Origin of the sequence: Ruminococcus albus 7 = DSM 20455, assembly GCF_000179635.2 — a bacterium.
Taxonomy (GTDB): Bacteria; Bacillota; Clostridia; order Oscillospirales; family Ruminococcaceae; genus Hominimerdicola; species Hominimerdicola alba.
In genome coordinates this window covers 314,998-334,100 of the sequence record NC_014824.1, presented here as the reverse complement: position 1 = coordinate 334,100, position 19,103 = coordinate 314,998, and the positions used below count along the sequence as shown (strand labels likewise).

Annotated in this window: 23 protein-coding genes; 3 read left to right on the top strand and 20 right to left on the bottom strand. The window is 35.3% G+C overall.

Annotation, left to right across the window (positions count from 1 at the left end; translation table 11 throughout):
* Positions 1–346: 346 nt before the first annotated feature.
* On the bottom strand, positions 347–1,525 hold the full coding sequence (locus RUMAL_RS18280) for an RES domain-containing protein (protein ID WP_161635474.1): 1,179 nt from the start codon (positions 1,523–1,525) through the stop codon (positions 347–349).
* Between the two features lie 349 nt (positions 1,526–1,874).
* Between RUMAL_RS18280 and RUMAL_RS18275 the strand changes: the two genes are divergently transcribed.
* The gene (locus RUMAL_RS18275; protein WP_013483579.1) at positions 1,875–2,519 is read left to right on the top strand and encodes a transposase; all 645 of its coding nucleotides are present in this window, start codon (positions 1,875–1,877) and stop codon (positions 2,517–2,519) included.
* Positions 2,520–2,777: 258 nt separating this feature from the next.
* Here RUMAL_RS18275 and RUMAL_RS18270 read toward each other — a convergent pair whose 3' ends face one another.
* The 3 genes from RUMAL_RS18270 to RUMAL_RS18260 form a co-directional block, all read right to left on the bottom strand.
* Positions 2,778–3,053: a stage V sporulation protein S gene (locus RUMAL_RS18270; RefSeq protein ID WP_013483578.1), complete on the bottom strand. Its 276-nt coding sequence runs from the start codon at positions 3,051–3,053 to the stop codon at positions 2,778–2,780.
* Positions 3,054–3,410: 357 nt separating this feature from the next.
* On the bottom strand, positions 3,411–4,073 hold the full coding sequence (locus RUMAL_RS18265) for a DUF4314 domain-containing protein (RefSeq protein WP_013483577.1): 663 nt from the start codon (positions 4,071–4,073) through the stop codon (positions 3,411–3,413).
* A gap of 186 nt (positions 4,074–4,259) precedes the next feature.
* Positions 4,260–6,200: a dockerin type I repeat-containing protein gene (locus tag RUMAL_RS18260; protein ID WP_013483576.1), complete on the bottom strand. Its 1,941-nt coding sequence runs from the start codon at positions 6,198–6,200 to the stop codon at positions 4,260–4,262.
* Between the two features lie 183 nt (positions 6,201–6,383).
* Between RUMAL_RS18260 and RUMAL_RS18255 the strand changes: the two genes are divergently transcribed.
* Entirely contained in the window at positions 6,384–7,103 is a 720-nt protein-coding gene (locus RUMAL_RS18255; RefSeq protein WP_013483575.1) for a hypothetical protein, read from the top strand.
* 221 nt (positions 7,104–7,324) lie between these two features.
* Here the strand turns inward: RUMAL_RS18255 and tnpA are convergent, their stop codons facing one another.
* From tnpA to RUMAL_RS18230, 5 genes are all read right to left on the bottom strand, one after another.
* Positions 7,325–7,801, bottom strand: coding sequence for an IS200/IS605 family transposase (tnpA, locus tag RUMAL_RS18250; RefSeq protein ID WP_013483574.1), 477 nt, complete (start codon positions 7,799–7,801; stop codon positions 7,325–7,327).
* A gap of 177 nt (positions 7,802–7,978) precedes the next feature.
* On the bottom strand, positions 7,979–8,287 hold the full coding sequence (locus tag RUMAL_RS18245; RefSeq protein WP_013483573.1) for a hypothetical protein: 309 nt from the start codon (positions 8,285–8,287) through the stop codon (positions 7,979–7,981).
* Positions 8,288–8,508: 221 nt separating this feature from the next.
* Positions 8,509–9,582 carry a hypothetical protein gene (locus RUMAL_RS18240; RefSeq protein ID WP_013483572.1) on the bottom strand — a complete coding sequence of 358 codons (1,074 nt, stop codon included), beginning with the start codon at positions 9,580–9,582 and terminating at the stop codon, positions 8,509–8,511.
* Between the two features lie 164 nt (positions 9,583–9,746).
* The gene (locus RUMAL_RS18235) at positions 9,747–9,947 is read right to left on the bottom strand and encodes a hypothetical protein (protein WP_013483571.1); all 201 of its coding nucleotides are present in this window, start codon (positions 9,945–9,947) and stop codon (positions 9,747–9,749) included.
* Entirely contained in the window at positions 9,925–10,266 is a 342-nt protein-coding gene (locus RUMAL_RS18230) for a hypothetical protein (RefSeq protein WP_013483570.1), read from the bottom strand. Before RUMAL_RS18230 ends, RUMAL_RS18235 begins: the two co-directional genes overlap by 23 nt.
* A 677-nt stretch (positions 10,267–10,943) precedes the next feature.
* On the opposite strand from RUMAL_RS18230, the gene RUMAL_RS18225 reads away from it, so the two are divergent.
* Positions 10,944–12,269, top strand: coding sequence for an IS200/IS605 family element transposase accessory protein TnpB (locus RUMAL_RS18225; RefSeq protein WP_013483569.1), 1,326 nt, complete (start codon positions 10,944–10,946; stop codon positions 12,267–12,269).
* Positions 12,270–12,373: 104 nt separating this feature from the next.
* Here RUMAL_RS18225 and RUMAL_RS18220 read toward each other — a convergent pair whose 3' ends face one another.
* The 11 genes from RUMAL_RS18220 to RUMAL_RS18175 all read right to left on the bottom strand — a co-directional run bounded on the left by RUMAL_RS18220 (position 12,374) and on the right by RUMAL_RS18175 (position 18,944).
* Entirely contained in the window at positions 12,374–12,892 is a 519-nt protein-coding gene (locus tag RUMAL_RS18220; RefSeq protein WP_013483568.1) for a hypothetical protein, read from the bottom strand.
* 212 nt (positions 12,893–13,104) lie between these two features.
* Positions 13,105–13,299 carry a hypothetical protein gene (locus RUMAL_RS18215; RefSeq protein WP_013483567.1) on the bottom strand — a complete coding sequence of 65 codons (195 nt, stop codon included), beginning with the start codon at positions 13,297–13,299 and terminating at the stop codon, positions 13,105–13,107.
* A gap of 13 nt (positions 13,300–13,312) precedes the next feature.
* Positions 13,313–13,633, bottom strand: coding sequence for a hypothetical protein (locus tag RUMAL_RS18210; RefSeq protein WP_013483566.1), 321 nt, complete (start codon positions 13,631–13,633; stop codon positions 13,313–13,315).
* 48 nt (positions 13,634–13,681) lie between these two features.
* Positions 13,682–13,816 (bottom strand): hypothetical protein, encoded by a 135-nt coding sequence (locus tag RUMAL_RS22755; protein WP_272868109.1) that lies wholly within the window; start codon positions 13,814–13,816, stop codon positions 13,682–13,684.
* Between the two features lie 24 nt (positions 13,817–13,840).
* Positions 13,841–14,131 (bottom strand): hypothetical protein, encoded by a 291-nt coding sequence (locus RUMAL_RS18205; protein WP_028504369.1) that lies wholly within the window; start codon positions 14,129–14,131, stop codon positions 13,841–13,843.
* 5 nt (positions 14,132–14,136) lie between these two features.
* A complete protein-coding gene (locus tag RUMAL_RS18200; RefSeq protein WP_013483564.1) occupies positions 14,137–14,400 on the bottom strand; it encodes a hypothetical protein in 264 nt (87 codons plus the stop codon).
* 454 nt (positions 14,401–14,854) lie between these two features.
* A complete protein-coding gene (locus RUMAL_RS22750) occupies positions 14,855–14,983 on the bottom strand; it encodes a DpnD/PcfM family protein (RefSeq protein WP_013483562.1) in 129 nt (42 codons plus the stop codon).
* Positions 14,984–15,046: 63 nt separating this feature from the next.
* Positions 15,047–15,523 carry a macro domain-containing protein gene (locus tag RUMAL_RS18190; RefSeq protein WP_028504370.1) on the bottom strand — a complete coding sequence of 159 codons (477 nt, stop codon included), beginning with the start codon at positions 15,521–15,523 and terminating at the stop codon, positions 15,047–15,049.
* Positions 15,520–16,320, bottom strand: coding sequence for a DUF4241 domain-containing protein (locus tag RUMAL_RS18185; protein WP_013483560.1), 801 nt, complete (start codon positions 16,318–16,320; stop codon positions 15,520–15,522). Before RUMAL_RS18185 ends, RUMAL_RS18190 begins: the two co-directional genes overlap by 4 nt.
* 346 nt (positions 16,321–16,666) lie before the next feature.
* On the bottom strand, positions 16,667–18,028 hold the full coding sequence (locus RUMAL_RS18180; protein ID WP_013483559.1) for an RNA-guided endonuclease TnpB family protein: 1,362 nt from the start codon (positions 18,026–18,028) through the stop codon (positions 16,667–16,669).
* A 658-nt stretch (positions 18,029–18,686) separates the two neighbouring features.
* Positions 18,687–18,944, bottom strand: a complete 258-nt coding sequence (locus tag RUMAL_RS18175; protein ID WP_013483558.1) for a hypothetical protein — start codon at positions 18,942–18,944, stop codon at positions 18,687–18,689.
* Positions 18,945–19,103 lie beyond the last annotated feature (159 nt).

The following is a 19,103-nucleotide window of genomic DNA, read 5'->3' as shown; positions in this document are numbered from 1 at the left end:
TCATAAAAAATACCGACCTGTGTGAAAAAATATCATTGAAACACAGAACGATATGAAAATACGTTGTATTGTTATAACATATTCACCTTAATATTATACAGCAAAGAATAGTTAAAGTCAAGGAAATATGCACATTTTCCAAACACTTTGTTTAAAGTTCGTCGATAATTACAATTATTGGGAGCGGACAAGACTTAACCTTGTTGTTTGTAGCCACAAAAGCAAACGTAGATAACTATTAAAGAGTTTATGCCGTCAAGATAATTGTCAGGAGGGAGAAACAATTATGTCACGGAGAGGAAATCTTGCGCCTATTCACTTGAGTTAGTGCGTAGGCGCTGTGATTTTATAATTGGTTTCCGTCTTTGAATGGTTGGTTTACAAGATAATCGTCAAATATGCTGTATGGCGAACTAGAATATAGTTCGTTATCACCCTGCAAATGGATTTTTGAATTGAAGTCATGAGGATCACTGAAATTACTGTTGACATAGCTATGATGCTCGATATTATCATTTGATTCCGATATCTTGTCAACAAACGACTGTGTAAATTTTTGGGGTTCTGTAATTGATAAATAGTTTTTTAGCGTTCCGTAATCATTTTCTTCACTGACATCATCTACTAAAATCGCCAAGTTTATATTGTGCGGAATTGCAAAGTCGCTATTAGTATTTCTTTTAGAAGCATAAGCTATTCCGTTTATTCCGTTCTCTTTCAATGTGCGCATCAAACTCTGTGACAGTAAATACTCGTATTTGATCTCACCATTGGCGTGATTTTCTACAACAAAAGAAGTTGCAATAATGATGGGATAGAGTTTTAGATGAGATAACCAGATTTCTTTGAGAATTATATTATTACTATCTCTTCTATCATAAATGTTAAAATATTTTGATGATGCAAGATTCAGGATTTTTAATTTCTTGCCAAGCTCGTTAAATTTGATAGCGGATACGTGTAAGTGACTGTATGTTTTCTCATCAAATCGCAGTTCCTTAGCACAAACATAAGATGTTGTCCCTAAATACATACATGACGCACCTTGATTAGAAAATCTTCCGGCAGATGCATAAGATATAGATGAAAAAGGACAATTGAGCATTCGGTTTATATCCGGAGTCTCTTTTTGGCAAACTGCACGAAAAAATGTTAAGTCATTTTCTTTCAGCTTTTCATATTGTTGCACAAAACCCTGACTATGTAATTTTTCAAAATATGTTACACCACGGAAAGCATAGTTATGATCTAATTCTGAAACCCAAAATTCATCCACTAAATAGTAACCTATCAGATTTTTCATTTTTTCATCCATTTCTGGAAATTTACTTTTAGTTCCAAGAATTAATGCTTCTAATAGAGTATTGCATACAAAATCAACATCTTTCAAAAGAGCCGTTTCATATTTTGTACTAATGCTTCCGTGAATCACTGTTTTGTAATTATTCAGTATAGCAATAACTTTTTCTACATATTCATCATTGCTTTCTACAATTTGAGGAATGCTGAAATCTTTTTCGTTCATAATTCTTTGGTTCATGATTAATCCTTTCAAACTTATATAGCAGTGCGTATGCCATACTGGCACGTAACATTACAAGATTCGATATATCCATTACCATTGCGCCCTGTTTCTGTACATAAAGTGTTTGATTCAATGATAGTTCATCATTAAAGTTGTATGATATCATATCACCTAATTGATAGTTTTGGATGTAATTGTTTTCAAATGAATAAAAGTCAAGGGGCTGTTGCAGCCCCAACAAAGAAAAAGAGCCTGGCACAGACCTGAAATGAAAGGTGCCAGCTCTTCTTTTTGTGGTATAATATAATTGCAAAAACCATTAAACCACCGAAAGGATTGTACCACAAAAATGAGAAATTGTCAAGTGCGTCTTAACATGAATTATGAGATCTACATCGAAGGAAGCTCACCTGTCAGAGTATTGAGCAATGTTATAGATGAGATCTATCAAAAAGAAGAATACACGATAGTAAGCAAGTGGAATGGCGCCATACCCGAGGATATCATGATGAAGATACTCATCTACGGCTACATGAACGACTCTTTTTCAAGCCGTAAGATTGAACAGCTCTGCAAAAGAGATATCCATTTCATGTGGCTTCTCGATGGCTTTGGAGCTCCGGATCACAGCACTATCTCAAGATTTCGACAGAAAATGGGAGAACAGATCGAGCGTGTGTTTTACACTGTTGTAAAGTATCTTTTGAATATGAAAGAGATAAGCGGCGAGAACCTGTTCATTGATGGCACCAAGATCGAAGCTAATGCAAACAGATATACATTCGTCTGGAAAAAGGCGATCTCAAAAAACGAGCAGAAACTTCGTACCAAACTGCCTGAGATACTTGATGAGATAAATTATGCTTATGGTGTGAGATTCCCCGAAAATACAGGAGTATCGGAAATGATCTCGACCCTGTCTTCTCTTATGATAAAATTCGGTATTGAACGAGTTTACGGAAAAGGACATCATAAATCATCATATCAGAACTGAGTTCCTTTTGCTGGGACTTGCATACAACATAAAGAAGCTTTTTGCAAAGATTTCAGAAAACCGACTTGGAATTTCTCTTTTTGAACTGAAAACGGCATAAAAACCAGCAGAACATAACACCCCCGAGTCCTCTTTTTTGAAGAGGGCTTGGGGGTGTGCGCAATGAAACAGCTTATTTCACCAGTTAATATTTTTTTACTCTGATGTTCGGATATGGTTAGAGGGTGCTGCGGTTGCAACAGCCTCTTTTTTAAAGTATTACTGGAAGCTACAATCAAACATTATACCCGTAACCTGCTTAGAATCGATTTCCAGCGTTGCAAAAGACGTTTTACTGATAACGTCCCTATTCTTGGTAATAGCCATTCCGCGAGCAATTGCTAAAGCCTTCACTACCTGGTTTGTTGCTGCGGCTCCAACTGCTGTTATCTCAACTTTTTCACTGTTACCGCTGAGTGCAGAGACGATTGCCCATGCAAGGTTCTTAGGAGTTGTTTTTGCTGATGCTTTCAGTCTTGTGATAGAATTATTCATTCATAATTCTCCTTTCATGATTTAATATTGTTTGGTTGTTTATTTGAAAGCTTTGTACTCTTATTATATAAGAAAATTATTGAAAATAAAAAAAAATCGCCTCGCTTTATATTTTTTTTAGGAATTTTTATATACAGTTCGATTTTTACGCAAAAATATTTATTAAGAACAGTACAGTAAAAAACTGCCACATTTCTGCAGCAGTCTAACTGAATACTATATTCTATTGATTCAAACCGAGTTTTTGATTACATCGGACAATTCGGAACAATAACAAGTTATTTTATGATTCGTTATATACTCCTTCAGCTCCGCAATTTGGGCATATCATTCTTCCTTGCAGACTTCCCATTTTTATTATATCCTCCTAATAAAGATCCTGCTACCTGAAAAACCACGATCAAGCAGATTTTTGATTTCACCATCAGACAAATCAAAAACAGGAATATTATTAATTTTAATATCCTCAACAAAAACGTGAGAACACCACCAAATGAGATGATCGTTAATAGCTTCCTCTATTGTATTTTCATCACCGCTGCAATAACTACAGCATTCTCTCAGCTCATTTACCGCTTCTTCGTATGTGCTAAATTCTTTGAGCGGAAGCCTGTGTTTCCAGCAATCTGCACGATACTTCCCTTCTACAAAGCTAATTTCTGTGTATCCGTAATCTTTTTCTTCGTCATTTTCAATGATATCAAATTCATCATCAAATACGCTGCTTGGTTTAATTTCTACAGAATCTTCATTGATGGGATAGCAGGAGATCGAATCTTTACCTGTTCTATAAAGCTTTCTTACATATGGTATTTCAATTATCTCTACCTTATCTACTTCAAGACATATCCCCAGACCGCTTCCGTTGTCAAATTTTGCGTGAACAGTACCTACGTCATCAACTTCAGTGACAGTACCGCAGGTATTATCCGGAACAGGATGATATGGATCATCCATGTGAATAAGCTTCACTCTGGTTCCCGGGAGATATTTTTCTTTGATCGATTTTACGTCTAACATTTTTATTCCTCCGTATTATAATATTCGGTCTGCGACTCCATTTTATCAATAAGCGTAAACCTAAAATAATTATACAAGAAAACTTATCAAGATAATTTCATTCCGGATGAAATCTTTCATTGATTTGTAATTTAAAAAAGCAAAACACATCCATTCTATTAAGAACAGATGTGTTGCAAGTTTTTTCTATTTCAGAGTTTTTTTCCCTTTTATATGAGCTGCTATCACTACAATATCGGTAATATTCACTTTTCCGTCTTCGTTTACGTCAACTCTGAGCAAGTCATCTTTTGAGTCAATGATCTTTCTGCCTTTTATATGAGCTGCTGCAAGAGTTATATCAGTTATGTTGATTTTTCCATCTCCGTTAACATCTCCCTTTGACAGCGTTGTTCCTTCTACGATGCTGAATTTTTTTGTTACAGTACCCTGGTAGTTACCCTTGAACTTGATCACTGCCGTAGCTGTTCCGATCTTAACGTTGTTAGAATACTCTACAGTATAATCTATACCATAAAGTACAGCTCTTCCATCAGAAAGGCGAATTTTATCATTGAACGGAGTTGCAGCTTTTCCGGTATAACCGACGCTGATAGGTGAGCCTTTAATATCATTGATTTTTGCGGGGACAATATTGAACCGGATATACGAAGTTCCTGTATAGTTTCCTATTCCTTTAATTGTAAAATTACCTGCAAGAAAACCTACTGCAGTGTTAGAACCATAGGTTATAGTATAATCTTCATCCTTTTTCAGAGTGATCTCCTTTCCGTTTCTATCGGTTATTACCAATGTGGGATTCGGAGTTATCTGTCTGCCGGTATACTCTTTGTCTCCAACGCTGTAATCACTGAAATTTAAAACGATCTTGCCGTTTTTCTGTGTAGTTCCGTTTGCCGTACAGGAACCTATGTATGAGCCGATGCCATACACTACTATTTCATAGCTAATAGTAGTGATCCCATTTTTTTCAGTTTCCCCGGTTTTAGTGACTGTGTAAGTGTAATCTGTGTTTTGAGCTAGTGTTTTATCGTTATCCATAACGATAAGCTTCACGAATTCGCCTTTTGAGAAAACCGGAGTGATACTGCAGGAGGAAATGTTTTTCTTTGTCGTGTCGGAAATTTTGTGATTCTCTATTTTATAGGAGAAGCTTCCTGCATAATTTCCCATACCTATAAATGTGCAGTTATAGGTTCTGTAAGTAACTCCGGACTTAGTAACATCTGATGTATTTATTACGATCTTATAATCTTTGTTTTCAGTAAGGATTTTACCTTTGTGTTTAACAACAAATACAGGGTTTTCGCCTTTATACGTCGGTTCGCTTACTTCACATTCAATAAAATTGATCTTATTGTTTTCATCATCTACAGAGTTTATGAACGTCCTGGAGGTTTTACCAACATAGTTTCCTAAGCCCTGTATCTCAACAGTAAAAGAATATTCTATACCTCCGGAGATCTTTTTGTTGCTGCTGGAAGTTCTGAGCACCTTATAGTCAACATTTTCCTTAAGTTCCACACCGTTGTACTTGAATTTATATGCCGGAACAGCCTCATTTTTTGAGTAGTCAGTCGTGGCCTTGAGTTTACCGGTGTCAGTGATATCGAAGATAACAGAGGATTTTATGAACAGATCAGAAACAACTGTATCTGATGTTACACCTTTATTATATATAACAACATAATAGTTTCCCGCCGGCACTTTTGCCAGTTTTATCTGACCGACTTCATTTGTTCTTCCCGTATAATCATACTTTTCCTTTATGCTGCCGTTTGAATCCACAAAAAGAAGTGACACTTTGTTTGAAGTTGCAGTCATGCTTAAAGTAATATCGCCTTGCTTGGTCAGCTTGACTTTCAAACCACAGTATTTTGGTGAATTACTTCTTAATATAGCCGGATTATATACGGTTCCGAAACTCATATCTTCACTGTCCATGAGATAAATATCATTTACTGCTATCTTATTTGTTGAGGCTTCAGGGTAACTTACACTCGTATTGCTTGAATCATACGAATTTGAATCCATTTCGTTTTCAACAGCTGATACGGTTATTGTCATTGAAAACATTAACGTTAATGATATAATTCCTGCCAGAACCCTATTATACTTTTTGCTCATAAAAATCATCCTTTCGTTTTCCTGTGTATTATCAGATTATGCATTCCCTTATTTTTTATTATTACAAATGCAATCATATAATAGCAGAAAATTTAGAGTAATAAAAACGACAGCAAGAAAAAATTTTTTCCCATTAGAAAAAAATCTAGTATAATTATATTATAGAAAAAAGAAGGTGTATTAATGTCAAATAATTGTTTTAGATTTTCTCCTGCCGGCAAACAGGATGATTGGGCAGCATTAAAAAGCGATGTAACAATTCTTATAAAAGCTCAAAATCCCGCCATGGAACAATCATTTTATGGTTCCTTGGCAAGTGAATTAGATCCAGAAAATTATCCGTACTATACTAACACTTATAAAAGTGAGATCACACGGGATTATCTCGTAGAAGTTTCTATTAGCGATAATCCTAAAGGTTTACATCATGGCTTTATAACATTTTGTTTACCGGAATTTTTACAAAGCGCTAAAAATAGGCGTTTTTTACACAATAATAGTTTCCAAGTATTTTGTTATAAAATATGCTCAGCAAATTCAAGCGCATTCTTATCTATTTTTGATTCAACTAATCATTTTCAAAAACGTATTTTTCATCTTCAAAGTGATCCTGATGACAGAATCTATGTAGATACCAGAGAAGATCCGTATTCTTACAGTCAACATATAACTCTGGATAATAAGAATCTTGCCATCTACGAGAATTCTAAAAATAAGTATCTCGGTGTGAACGTGGTCTCAGTTACAGAACAAAGAAATGCTACAACCCAAAATATAGAAATTTTACAGATCAATTTTTGTTATTCCGAATATAACAATCAAGCCATTACAGAAAAAATCATTGATCTCTTAAGTTTTATTACAAGCGATAATATGTGGTTTGCATTAAGGATACAGGATTAGAAGAATAAAGAGAAAATATTTTTTCCAGACGTTTCACTTCGGTGGAACGTTTTATTTTTTGGGTTTTATCACGCGTGAATCAAAACCACCCGTTAAACGGGTGGTTTGCACTAGCCCTATAAGGGCATGATACTGACACTACCCCTTAAGGGGTCGGGAAAGGTCTGTCAACCGCATTTCATTCCCGTGCAACCCCTCAAGGGGTATTTTGTGTTCGTTTTCTACTTTTTCTTGTATTTTTCTCCTGTAAATGGGTCTACTGTCTCAAACAGGCTGATCTGGTCGCACACTATATCTTCCTGCAACTGATTCCTGATGTACTCTGCTATCTTTTTCTTGTTCTTTCCTACTGTATCAACATAGTATCCTCTGCACCAGAAGTGCCTGTTGCCATACTTATATTTCAGATTTGCGTGTCTGTCAAATATCATCAAACTACTCTTGCCTTTCAAATATCCCATTATCTCTGCTACACTGTATTTGGGTGGAATAGACAACAGCATATGTATATGATCAGGACACGCCTCTGCTTCGATTATTTTAACTCCTTTTTGATCACACAACTTTCTTAGTATCTTTCCGATATCCACTTTGATTTTATTATAAATCACCATTCTTCGATATTTCGGGGCAAATACTACATGGTACTTGCAATTCCACTTGGAATGTGCTAAACTATTTATATCGTCTCTTGTCATTGACGATACCTCCTTGTTATTCTAAGTTTCGGTTGCCAGACCTATTCTTAGTTTATCACAGGAGGTTTTATTTTTCTACTCATAGCTAAAGCTTTTTAGAACCCCCGGCATAGCCGGGGGTTTTCGGTTACAACAAAAAAAAGCACCTCTTTACGTGAGGTGCTGAAAAGTCGAGCGTTAAGCGATCATAATATTGTTGTTTTTAAAAGCGTCAGTGAAAGTTTTTTTATCTTCTTCACTTAAGCAATCATTCCAGATCACTTTTGATGTGTTATCTGCATTTATTTCTAAATAAGTAATTCGATTTCGTTCTTTTTCCGCAGGATTCAATCTATATATTCTGCAAATTCTTCTTGAATTCCGAATTTCGACCGGATTTGGTTTCCAGCAAATTATCTCATAAGTAAATCCATTACTGCGAAAAGATGTCATTTCGTAAAAAAGTGCTTCATGAATAGCATTTGTGATCACTTTTACATCAAACATTATAATTTCCTCCCTTTTCATTAGTCATGTCAATAGAAATATTAATATAAATGAAATATTGAGGATATTACTAACGCTCGAATATTTTTTACCTCCATATCATCAATAATCATCTACAAATTTATTGTATGATAAAATTGATGAAGATAAAAGCAAAAGATTTATTTGAACTATTGTAACACACATAAAAACGCCTCTCCGTAGAGAGACGTTGGTATTAATTATGGTCTGTAATTAGATAGATAAAGAACGGCATCATAATTTGCATCTGAAGGTGTTTTTCTTCTATTGGTATTAAAAAAAACCGTATTATTTACAATAGCACAACCTTCAATTTCAAAAAGATCAGGGTAAGAACCGCTTTCAAAATAGAATTTGGCTTCACCATATGGATTTGCTATTGTGGAAGTTCCTGAATTGTTTAATTTATTGTATACATTCTTATATATAATGATAAAACTTTTATTATGCGGAACACTTTTATCATCCGAATTCATTGAATATGTTACATAAAGATCTCCATTATAGTAAGATATTCCCTGATTCGCATATTTTTTCTCAGAAAGATCATGGAGAACATTTGTGCTCTTGCCATTTTTATCCTTACCGGGCAACTGAACTTTTGTTTTCAGGTCAAACTTTTTATATGCCGGAATACTCTCGTTCGTGTTATTCTTGTTGATCGTTGCTGTATATATCTCGTTTTTATCCTTTAAAATAATTTTATATCTAGACTTATTATTAAGTTCATCTTCAAAACCCGAAAGTCCGGAAAATTTCAATCTTGTATCACCATTTTTCTTTACCGTTATCCTCTTAACTTTTTTCAGTTTTTTCTTTGAATCATCGATCTGAAGTTTAATAATCTGACCTTCTCCAGTGCTAACATAAAGATATCTGATACCGTTTTCCTTGAGTAAGAACATATCGTTTGCATGACTGAGATCACCGGCTACATTTTTTTCATTATTCTTTTTTGTATCGAACGACATCAATGTTGGGGCTTCATTTTTGTTATTTGGATTTAAACGAAAGATAACCGCATATTGTTCTGATTCGGATATTTTGTGATTTTTTGCAACATATATATAGGAAGAATCACCAGCAATTCCCTGCATTGAATCGAACTTCATACCATATATATTTCCATCATCATCTAGTTTTAAATCTTTTACCGCCTTAAAACCTGCGCATTCGTTTTTGTAAACTTGCGCATTCGCGGGTATCGCTGTTACCATTGTACTGCTAATAATCGCAGACATAACCAGTGAAACTATTTTTTTTGCGTTAAACATAATACCATCCCTCTTCTAAATAATTAATTTGTGTTACTTTATATTATAGCATTTATAAAATACATCGTCAAGTCTTTTGATTGGACAAATATTATTAACAATCAAATTAATTTTTATACTAAAATGAAAAACATCCCTCCTAAGAGAGATGTTTTCACAGCAGTTCAGTTTTCTATTTTGTAATCAAGGATTATTCCCTTTTTCCTATCCTGTTCGAATCGTATTAACATCAGTTGATCAAATGTTTTCTGATCCATACCGGGAGTTCCTGTTACAACAATAATAGCATTACGCATTAATTCTCTGACTGTATTATACGTTTTTTCGGCATTGGGTTCAGTTTTATGATGATACTTGATTATCATAATCATTTCCTCCTTCATTCCGCATTTTTTTATAGCTTGTATATTTCGGTAGTAGTTCGAGTATGCTTCCAGATAGTATTTCTTCTATGGAACGGTCCGATATCTGTTCTATCATCTCGTTTTCAAGCTTATCCGCATAATCCTTCATCTGAGGATCGTCTTTTTCTATTTTTTCTCTGTATTTTACCACTAAAGCATAAGTCGATGACAGTTTTTCATCATACTCACTGTCCATCTTTACAAAGTGGCTTATAGTTTTATCGCAAACTAACGCATGAACGTATTTTAATAGTGAAAAATCATTTATAATTTTCCTCATTCTTCCATCCTCAGCCATTTTTATTTCGGAAAATAGAACATCAGGATCGATAAGATCGGAAGAACACAGACCGCATCTTGAAGGGACGCCTAAACCGGGTAATGCTGCGTCCCAGTCATCTCCACAATTCTTCCATTCCTCATTTGTGATTCCGTCTGGCTCATCTGTATTGTTCCAATAGCCGTACTCTTCAATTTCGTACTTTGACGATTTTGCCGCTGCACGCTCGTGACTTTAGTCATGAGTTAGGCGGCATTTCTAGACATTCTGTTGTGCATGGTCGAGGGTATGTATATTCATTGTAATACCATATCGTAAGAACTACCAAATACAGAAGTCCTGATCATATACTTCGTCTTGTAAACTGTAAGCCTCACTTAAGAATGTCAAATACTATAATTCTTAAGTGAAAGACATCTAAGTGAGTAAGATTAGCTGTCTTTCTGCATCTTAAACCTCATAAAAAGAAAATTTGAATTCTGTTTGTGTCACGCGTGACACAAACACAGAACAACTTTTAAGTATATATAATTTTTTATTCTTAAATAAATCTGCTATAATATATATGGAATCCATCGTATTTTGTAGCAACTGTAAGCGACAGAAGTCTTAAACATAAACATGTAACAGATTACATTAATTCTCAAAAAAACAAGTATAAGGAGGGAGTCTGCAGTATGCAGATATATACGACATACAGCGTTAAGATCAAGCATTACAACAACATTTTCAAAGATACCGTTATCGAATACAGACATGCTGTAGATTACCTTATCAGCGTTTGTCTGGATCATTGGGATAACATTGTTACATTCAAAGGGGTGAGTAGACTCACATATATTGAAACACTGATCCATGCTACAAAAGATAATCCCGATCCAATTTATGATTTTGATGCCAAATTCTATAAGATGCCAAGCTATCTGCGCCGTGGTGCTATTAACGAGGCTATAGGCAAGGTATCATCTTACAAAAGCAATTTCGATAACTGGATCAAAGATTCTGTAGGCAGAGAACCATCGTATCCAAAAGCAGGTTATTCATTCCCGTCTATGTATCGTACAGTAATGTACAATCAGACCGGTGATTATACTGCCCAGATCAAAGTCTATATCCGTAATACATGGGACTGGATAACTATAAACCTTAAAAAGTCTGATATGGATTATATATACAGATATTGCAGGTTTCGCAAGGAATGCGCTCCAACACTTCAAAAACGAGGCAAGAAGTGGTTTTTGGACTTTCCGTTTGAGGAAAAGGTCAAACTGGCAGATATATCTGTGTATGAGCAGACCATTGTTGCTGTAGACCTTGGGATCAACACCGCAGCTACGGTTTCCGTAATGCGTTCAGATGGCACTATTCTTGGAAGGCATTTTTGTAAGCTTACCAAAGAAACAGACCATCTGATGCATAGCATTAACCGTATAAAAAAAGCTCAGCAGCATGGTAACTATAAAACACCAAGGCTTTGGGCAAAAGCCAAAGGAATCAATCACGACATTGCCACTAAAACTGCTGCCTGCATCGTAGATATAGCCGTTCTTTATAATGCAGATGTTATTGTATTTGAGCATTTAGACAAGAACGGTAAGGTCCGCGGTTCTAAAAAGCAGAAGCTCAAGCTGTGGCGCAGTCAGGAAGTTCAGTCTATTGTAACGAATAAAGCTCACAGACTAGGTATGAGAGTAAGCCATATCTGTGCATGGAATACGTCACGCCTTGCATACGATGGCAGTGGTTTTGTACTTCGTGGTAAATTCGGTGGTTTCAATACCTATGAGCTATGCAAATTTCAAAATGGCAAGACCTACAACTGCGATCTATCTGCTTCGTATAATATAGGGGCAAGATACTTCATACGTGAAATATTAAAATCCTTGGATGAGAATTCAAGGTTGCTCATTGAGGCTAAAGTACCTCAATGCAGTAAGAGAAGCACCTGCACGTTCTCTACCTTAGTTAACCTGAATGCGGAATTTATCGCTCAAACAGCATAATTTTCTGAGTTCAGGCTGTATGGTAGAAACGTAGTCCGCCTGCCTAAAGTGGGCGTGTCCGTAAGGATACTATAGGAAGCACGCGACTTTAGTCGTGTGAGGCTTCACACGAGCTCATCGTTCTTTTTTATAAGTTCGTACATACAGTCTGTGAAAACATTTCCGAACGTCATGAATAAAGTCTTTTCTTTGCTGCCCTGAAGTAGCGCAATACTACTTCTGACGTCATTGTAGCAAGACTGTTTGTTTTCGTTCATAGTATCATTTTTGTAAATATTAATAGCCATGTTTATAACGCCACCGATAAAAGGCCATTCCAGATCATCGATCACCTTATCCATCTTACCAAGAGCTCTCTGAGCCATTGTTGTCGTTGTCAGACTTGCAAGATAGTAACTTCTCAGGAATTTTTCTACATTTTCCGCCTTTTCGGGAGTTCCTTCAAAGTCAAAGTTGTATTCTATGCACTTAGTAATTATTTTTGATGCTATTTGTATAATACCAATGCAAAAAGCGTTATGGACTGTAGGTGAGATCTTTTCTCTTAATTCATTGATGAAAACAATAAGTTCATTTGAGGATAATTCCCTCATACGAAATCCGTTATATATTTTAGTTGACATTTGTAATTCCTCCGATTTCTATATATTGTATTTGACAATTCAAAATAGTAAACAACCCGTCTGACCTCCAGGCTATCAATGATGTTTCTTTATTGATTATAGCAGAAAACAACAGATTATATAATCGTTTTTTTCCTGCCAATGCATATTCCATAGTATAAAAGAAACGCCCCTCCGAGGAGAGACGTTTCTTAACTAATATGGATATTGACCTATAATTCGACTTCCCTGTGACTGAAGCCGAATTTTCTTGTATATTCGTTATCTTCTTCCTCAAAATCCTTCTGAATTGCGTGTGAAGCTGCTTCTAAATCGGAAGCCCAGTCATCAAATTGTAACTTCCTGAGCAGTTTTGCGGCACTCAAAAGATGAGTTTCTATTTTATCTTCTGTCTTTTTATCCAGCATAATTACTCCTTATTTAATACCTAAATTTTTTGTTTTGTTCGTATATCTGATCTTCTATAGAATAAGGATAGCCATCAATGAATACCATTCCTTCAGGTTCAATGAACACCTTATGGTGTTTTCCTTGAATGTAGATGATGTTATTTTCTATCATACATTTCCAGCCTTTAGATTCACAAGCAGCAATAAACTCTTCTTCAGAGCATTCCTGTGTCCCGGTCGTATACTCATAACGCATCCCACCTATAATGAAGTGTCGAGATACATGACCTTTAAGATGCACACTTGGTATGCCTCTTATTATAACAAGTATGTTACGTTCTGCTTCTGCCATGATTGATCCCTCTGTATTGTCTCATATAGTGTTTTGAGCTTGCATTTATTATATAAGCACTTCGCAAATATAGCCGTCCCAGTCTTTACTGCCGCTTGCTTCATTGATCCAAGCACCTGTCTCGTTTAACTCATACTCACCCGATGAACAATCATTAAGCAGCCTGAAATTATAATTTGCCATAGTATATTCTTCTTGTAATTTTGTTTAATCTAGAGCTTGTCTTTCAGCTTCCAGCCATACATCATAATCATTCAGAACATCATGATAGAACTTTTTAACTTCCTTTATTCCGTACTTCGATACAGCTTCTTCTAAGGAAAGGTCTGTTCTACCTGTTTCATCAAAAAAAATATTACTGATAAACTGTCCGTTATACTCGAATCCGACCTTTGTACCCTGCTCTGTTTCGTTAGCAAGATACTGATTCACTACTGAAAGAGCCATTGCCATTTCCAACTCGTCTTCTGTTGTACCAATTATCTTAAGTATATCCACAATTATTACTCCCATTCTCTGCCTTTGTCATCGCAGCCCGTAGAATAGAAAGGACACCTGCCTCCGGCACAGCACCAATCCAAAATATACCTTCCATTAATGTGAATTATTTCTCTGATATAGGAAGGATCACGGCACATCATGTGCATTTTTTTCGGTTTTCCGTTACTGAAATAGAGATCATTGTCTTTTCTTTTTAGTTTTTCTAATTCTGTTAAGTTCTTCTTGTCTGTTTCTCCATTAGCTTTCTTCTGATAGCTTATCTGCATATTCCTGTGCTTTCCTAAGTGTATTAAAAAGCACGAAGTGATCACCTGGATATTTATTATAGTCCTCATAATAATCTTTCTTTAGTACTTCTTCTTTGTTCGTTTCCGATTTAATTATGTTTCTTACTCCACCTGCCAATTTGCAATTGCGGTTTACTGCTACCCAATAGTATATCATAATATCACCCTTTTTTTTCTGCTATTTTTACGTTTATATCTATAATTTTAGCATCTATAACCTGTCTGACCCCAGATTATCGATAATGCATTCTATCTATATTATATACGAAAACTTAATACGACAAAAAGGCCCTGTCGCTGCATTTCTAATACCTTTAATTATTTTTCCTCGTTGCAGCAGTTATAATGTGTCACGTGTGACACAAACATAAAAAGCGTCTCCCCACAAAAGAGAGACGCCACACTGTTTCTATAAGCTATCAGTTTGCGCACCTTATCCGGTTTCTATTTCTGCTTCAGTATTATCTTCCTGAGTCTCAAACTCAACTCCTGATAAGTCCTCAGCTTCAACTGTTACAGTCCTTTTAAGCGTTTCGATAATTGTTACATTAAATTCTTTCATAATGAACTTCTCCATACATTTCTATAGCATATTTATTGTTTGTTCTTAAGGAAATTTAAGCGACTATTTGTACAGACAAACAAGGATCTCTATATCAGTGTTCTCAAATACTTCTTTTATGATCTGTCTGACATTATCCCATTTTAGTTTATCCAATCCGCAGCCGATTAGTGGCATAGCCAACTTCCGTTGAATTCCTATAGGCCGTATATCTCCCCAAGGCAAATAATTTTCATCAATCACCCAATTCTTTAAATTCTCAAGACTTTCCCTGAGTGTATCATAGGTGGGTTTCATCCAATACTTTTCTTTAGTGATGAGATTTGCTACCATTTTATCCTTAAGACCGACAGGTATCATATATCCATGACCTTCCCAGTTCTTCGGATAGTTTTTCACAAGTTTTTCTTTCACGCCCATCTGAGCGAATTTCTTTGCGATCCCTGCGCCCAAAGCAAAGTCAGAACTTATGCAATGGACGAGGATGTAATCATCTGAAGTTGTAAATAAGTCCCTTACTTCTTCCTTATAGATCATCATTCTTCCTCCTCATCGTTCTCAAAGTCAATGAATAATATCTTTATAGCTACGATCTTTCCTTCGGTATTTCTTGCAACAAAGCATTCGTAACTTCCATCGCCGTATCCAGAACTGCTTATAAATGCTTTATCATCTAGAGGCATTCCATCTCTCAGCACGTATGTGGATTCATACCAGTCTTGGTCCTTACAGTTTTTTGCGAAATATTCTTCATCGTAAATTCCACATTCACCCGAATCCACTCCTACGTCAATATCCTGAAGTTCATCAGGTTCATATTCTTCAGGATCGTATTCTTCGTGAACTATTTTGATCCCTGCAACTCTTCCCTCTCCTGTTTTCTGAACAAAACAGTTATATGTTCCCGGAAGAACGTTTTCAAGACTTCCTGCACACCAGGTATCCATATCATAGCACAGATCAGATATTCTGACTCTTGTACTCAGAGTGATAGTGCCACTTTCGGTATAATCATAAAGACAGTTCATATCTATATGCACCAGTTCATTAAAATAATGTTCAGATGAGTACTTATCTACTATAGCCTTTATTTTGTCGTGTTCTTTCTTTGAAAAAATATAATTTTCATAGAAAAGCCAGAAGTTATCTCCTCCTGAAGGCTTACTGTGAATACCGATATCTTCAATTATCTCCGCTCTCCTTTTTATCATTTCTTGATTTAACGAACTATTCTCCTTCTTGCTTGAAAAGATAGTTACAATTATATCTGAAATGATAGTGCCGTTTATGTTGTTTTTCTCAGATGTTCCATTGTTTGCATTTTTAAATTCTTTCATTTTGAATTCCTCCATATAATAATCATTTAGTGTCTTCGATAACTTATTTATCTTCGCCAGTTATCAATAACATCTATGTTGTTATTATACAAGAAAAGTGAAATCGATAATATCTTTCGCTTGTGTCACGCGTGACACAAAACATACAGCTGCCAAAAAAGGCTCTGTCACTAAAACAAAGCCTTTTTCTCAGATTAATTTTGTGATCGTTTTTATTCTTCTGCATACAACGGATAACGCAGCTTTATTGCCTGCCAGCCTTTAGTCAGCAATCAGGATTAATCGCCTCGATTTTAGGACGTTAAGTCGCCCTAAAAATATTATCATCACATTATTTTACATGAACTTACTTCTCGGGCTTTTCTTCCTCTGTTTTCTTTTCCGGTTCCGTCTTTTCAAGTTCAGCTTTTATTATCTTGTCTATATCCTTGACAGCAATGTTCTGGCTGGCATTGTAATCATGCAGAACCCTATACCCACACTCTTGACAGATAAACTGCTCTCTGGTCGGATGATTATCTTTGTGTATACATCCGCATTTTGAGCATCTCAGGCTTGTGTAAGCAGGTTCAATATAAACAACTTTTATCCCTCTTTCTTTCGCCTTATTTTCGATCTTACTCTGAAGATCATAAAAAGACCAGTTTTTGAGGAATCCTTCTGAATTTTTTGTTACTCCTTTAAGATTTTCGAGCTGGATGATCCCACAATCATTTTTGATTGCAAAATCAATTAGCTTTTTACTTGCTTTGTGATTAAAGGTATCTCTGAAATTTGCTATCTTATCAGAGACATTCTGTAATGGTTTCATCCTGGTTTTATAACCATGACCTATCCTTCCATCTCCGCACACAGCAGCCTGTTTCTTCAGAGCTGTCCTTCTAGCCTCTATTCGTTTCCTGAATTCGATTATTTCATCACCAGAGATCGCTAGTCTATCCTTTTCTCCGGATATTGAAGCGTATAAAGGGTAGTAAACACCGAGATTTACTCCCAGTATCTTTTTCTTGTCAAGTTCCTTTACCTCTACTTTATCGAATGAATAGCAGAGATTTAAAAACCACTGACTCTTCTTTCTGTTCCAGATAAGCTTACTTGCGCTTATGCCGTATACTCCATCAAAACAACGTTCAAGGATCGTTCTTGTTGAATTATCCTTTACGGTTATCTTAAATCTGAAATCACTGATATTATAATGCTTGACGCCATTTTTGTTTAGCAGAACAAGAGTTACATAATAAGTGTTTGTGTCCTTATCGTATTCCAGTCCGATACAGGTCTTCTTGATATCCAGAGGCTGATCGGCTCTATAACTTAAAATGCTCTTATCTCCTCTTAATATTTCTTTGAGATTATTTTTAAAGCTTCCGCAGGCGTCTCTTAATGTTTGTGAATAGTTTCCTGAATGAAGATTGTATTTTTTGCTGTATTTAGCATATATAAATCCATCCAAAGCATAATCTTTAATCGTTCCGTCAGACTTTGCCTTTTTCAGATAATCTCTTTCATTCGGATATTCTTCGTTAAGTTTATAATAATCGTTGGTGAATCCGTACCATTCCCAGCATTCTCTTACTACAGCATTTTTCAGGTCCCTGGTTTCTTTTTGAAGATCCCATAGGCATCTGTTTAATTCATTGTATTCAACTTTGTTTCCATCTTTATCGGTTACATTGCTTATTAACGCTAATTTTACTACTTTAGTCATTTTTATTACTCCTTAAGATTTTTTTGAAGGACACATCAATACTCCAATATCATTATATAACTTACAGCTCACATTCTTATATAGTTATGTTCACTGTCTACGCGGATTTTATGCGTATAATTTTGATCTCATTGCTGAGATATTACCTTATCGAGTATACGATCAACGCTGTATAGCGGTTTACGACGCATTGTTTCGATTTAAGGGCGTTAAGCCGCCCTGGATAATATGAATATCACAGTGTTATTTATTGTTGCTGTTATTCTTTTTGAGAAAAATTTTATATAGTTCGGGATTTCTTTTGATGATTAATAGTGCATTTCAATTTTCTCCTTTACTGTAAACTGATCTGTTGATTCCGACTCCGATTATCAAAATTTTTAGATCTAAGATAATTATAGAAGAAAATCTTTATCGATGAAAACGTCCCTGCAAAAAAGGTTTTTATAGGGAACATTTTATTTGTGTCCCGCGTGACACAACAAGTTTTATACTATTATAACAGAAGATAATTTTTCCTTTTTAATATTTCCTTGATTATTATATCAAAAAAACAAATTGTAGTCAACATCTTCTATTCTTGTATGATGAAAAAAACGCCCCTCGTGTGAGGAACGTTTAAAAGACAAATTATCGGTTATTTTTCTTGCTTGCTGTTTTATGTTGTCCATTCCAGTTTATTTTTTCCGTTGAGCCAGTCTCTGATATATTCAAGAGGCATTTTTTCAATTCTTTCTATAAAGTCTGCTCCTTTTATCATCAGATAACCAAACCCTTCATTTGCGTTCATTGCATCATCTGCATATTTCCTCAGCCATTCATATTTGGGATGATCTTTAAAATAGTTTATTTTTTCATTGAATATCTTGTATCTTTTCTTTCTCCATTCTTTATGATCCGGCATTATTCCTTTCATAGCAATTACTCCTTTTGGTTTTATAGTTATTTGAGAATATTTATCAATAATCTGTCTGGTCTCCTATGTTATCAATTAACATCTACAATTTTATTTTACGTGAAAATTTGCAATAATAAAAAAGCTTCATATCACAGTTAAAAGCCCAATAATCATATA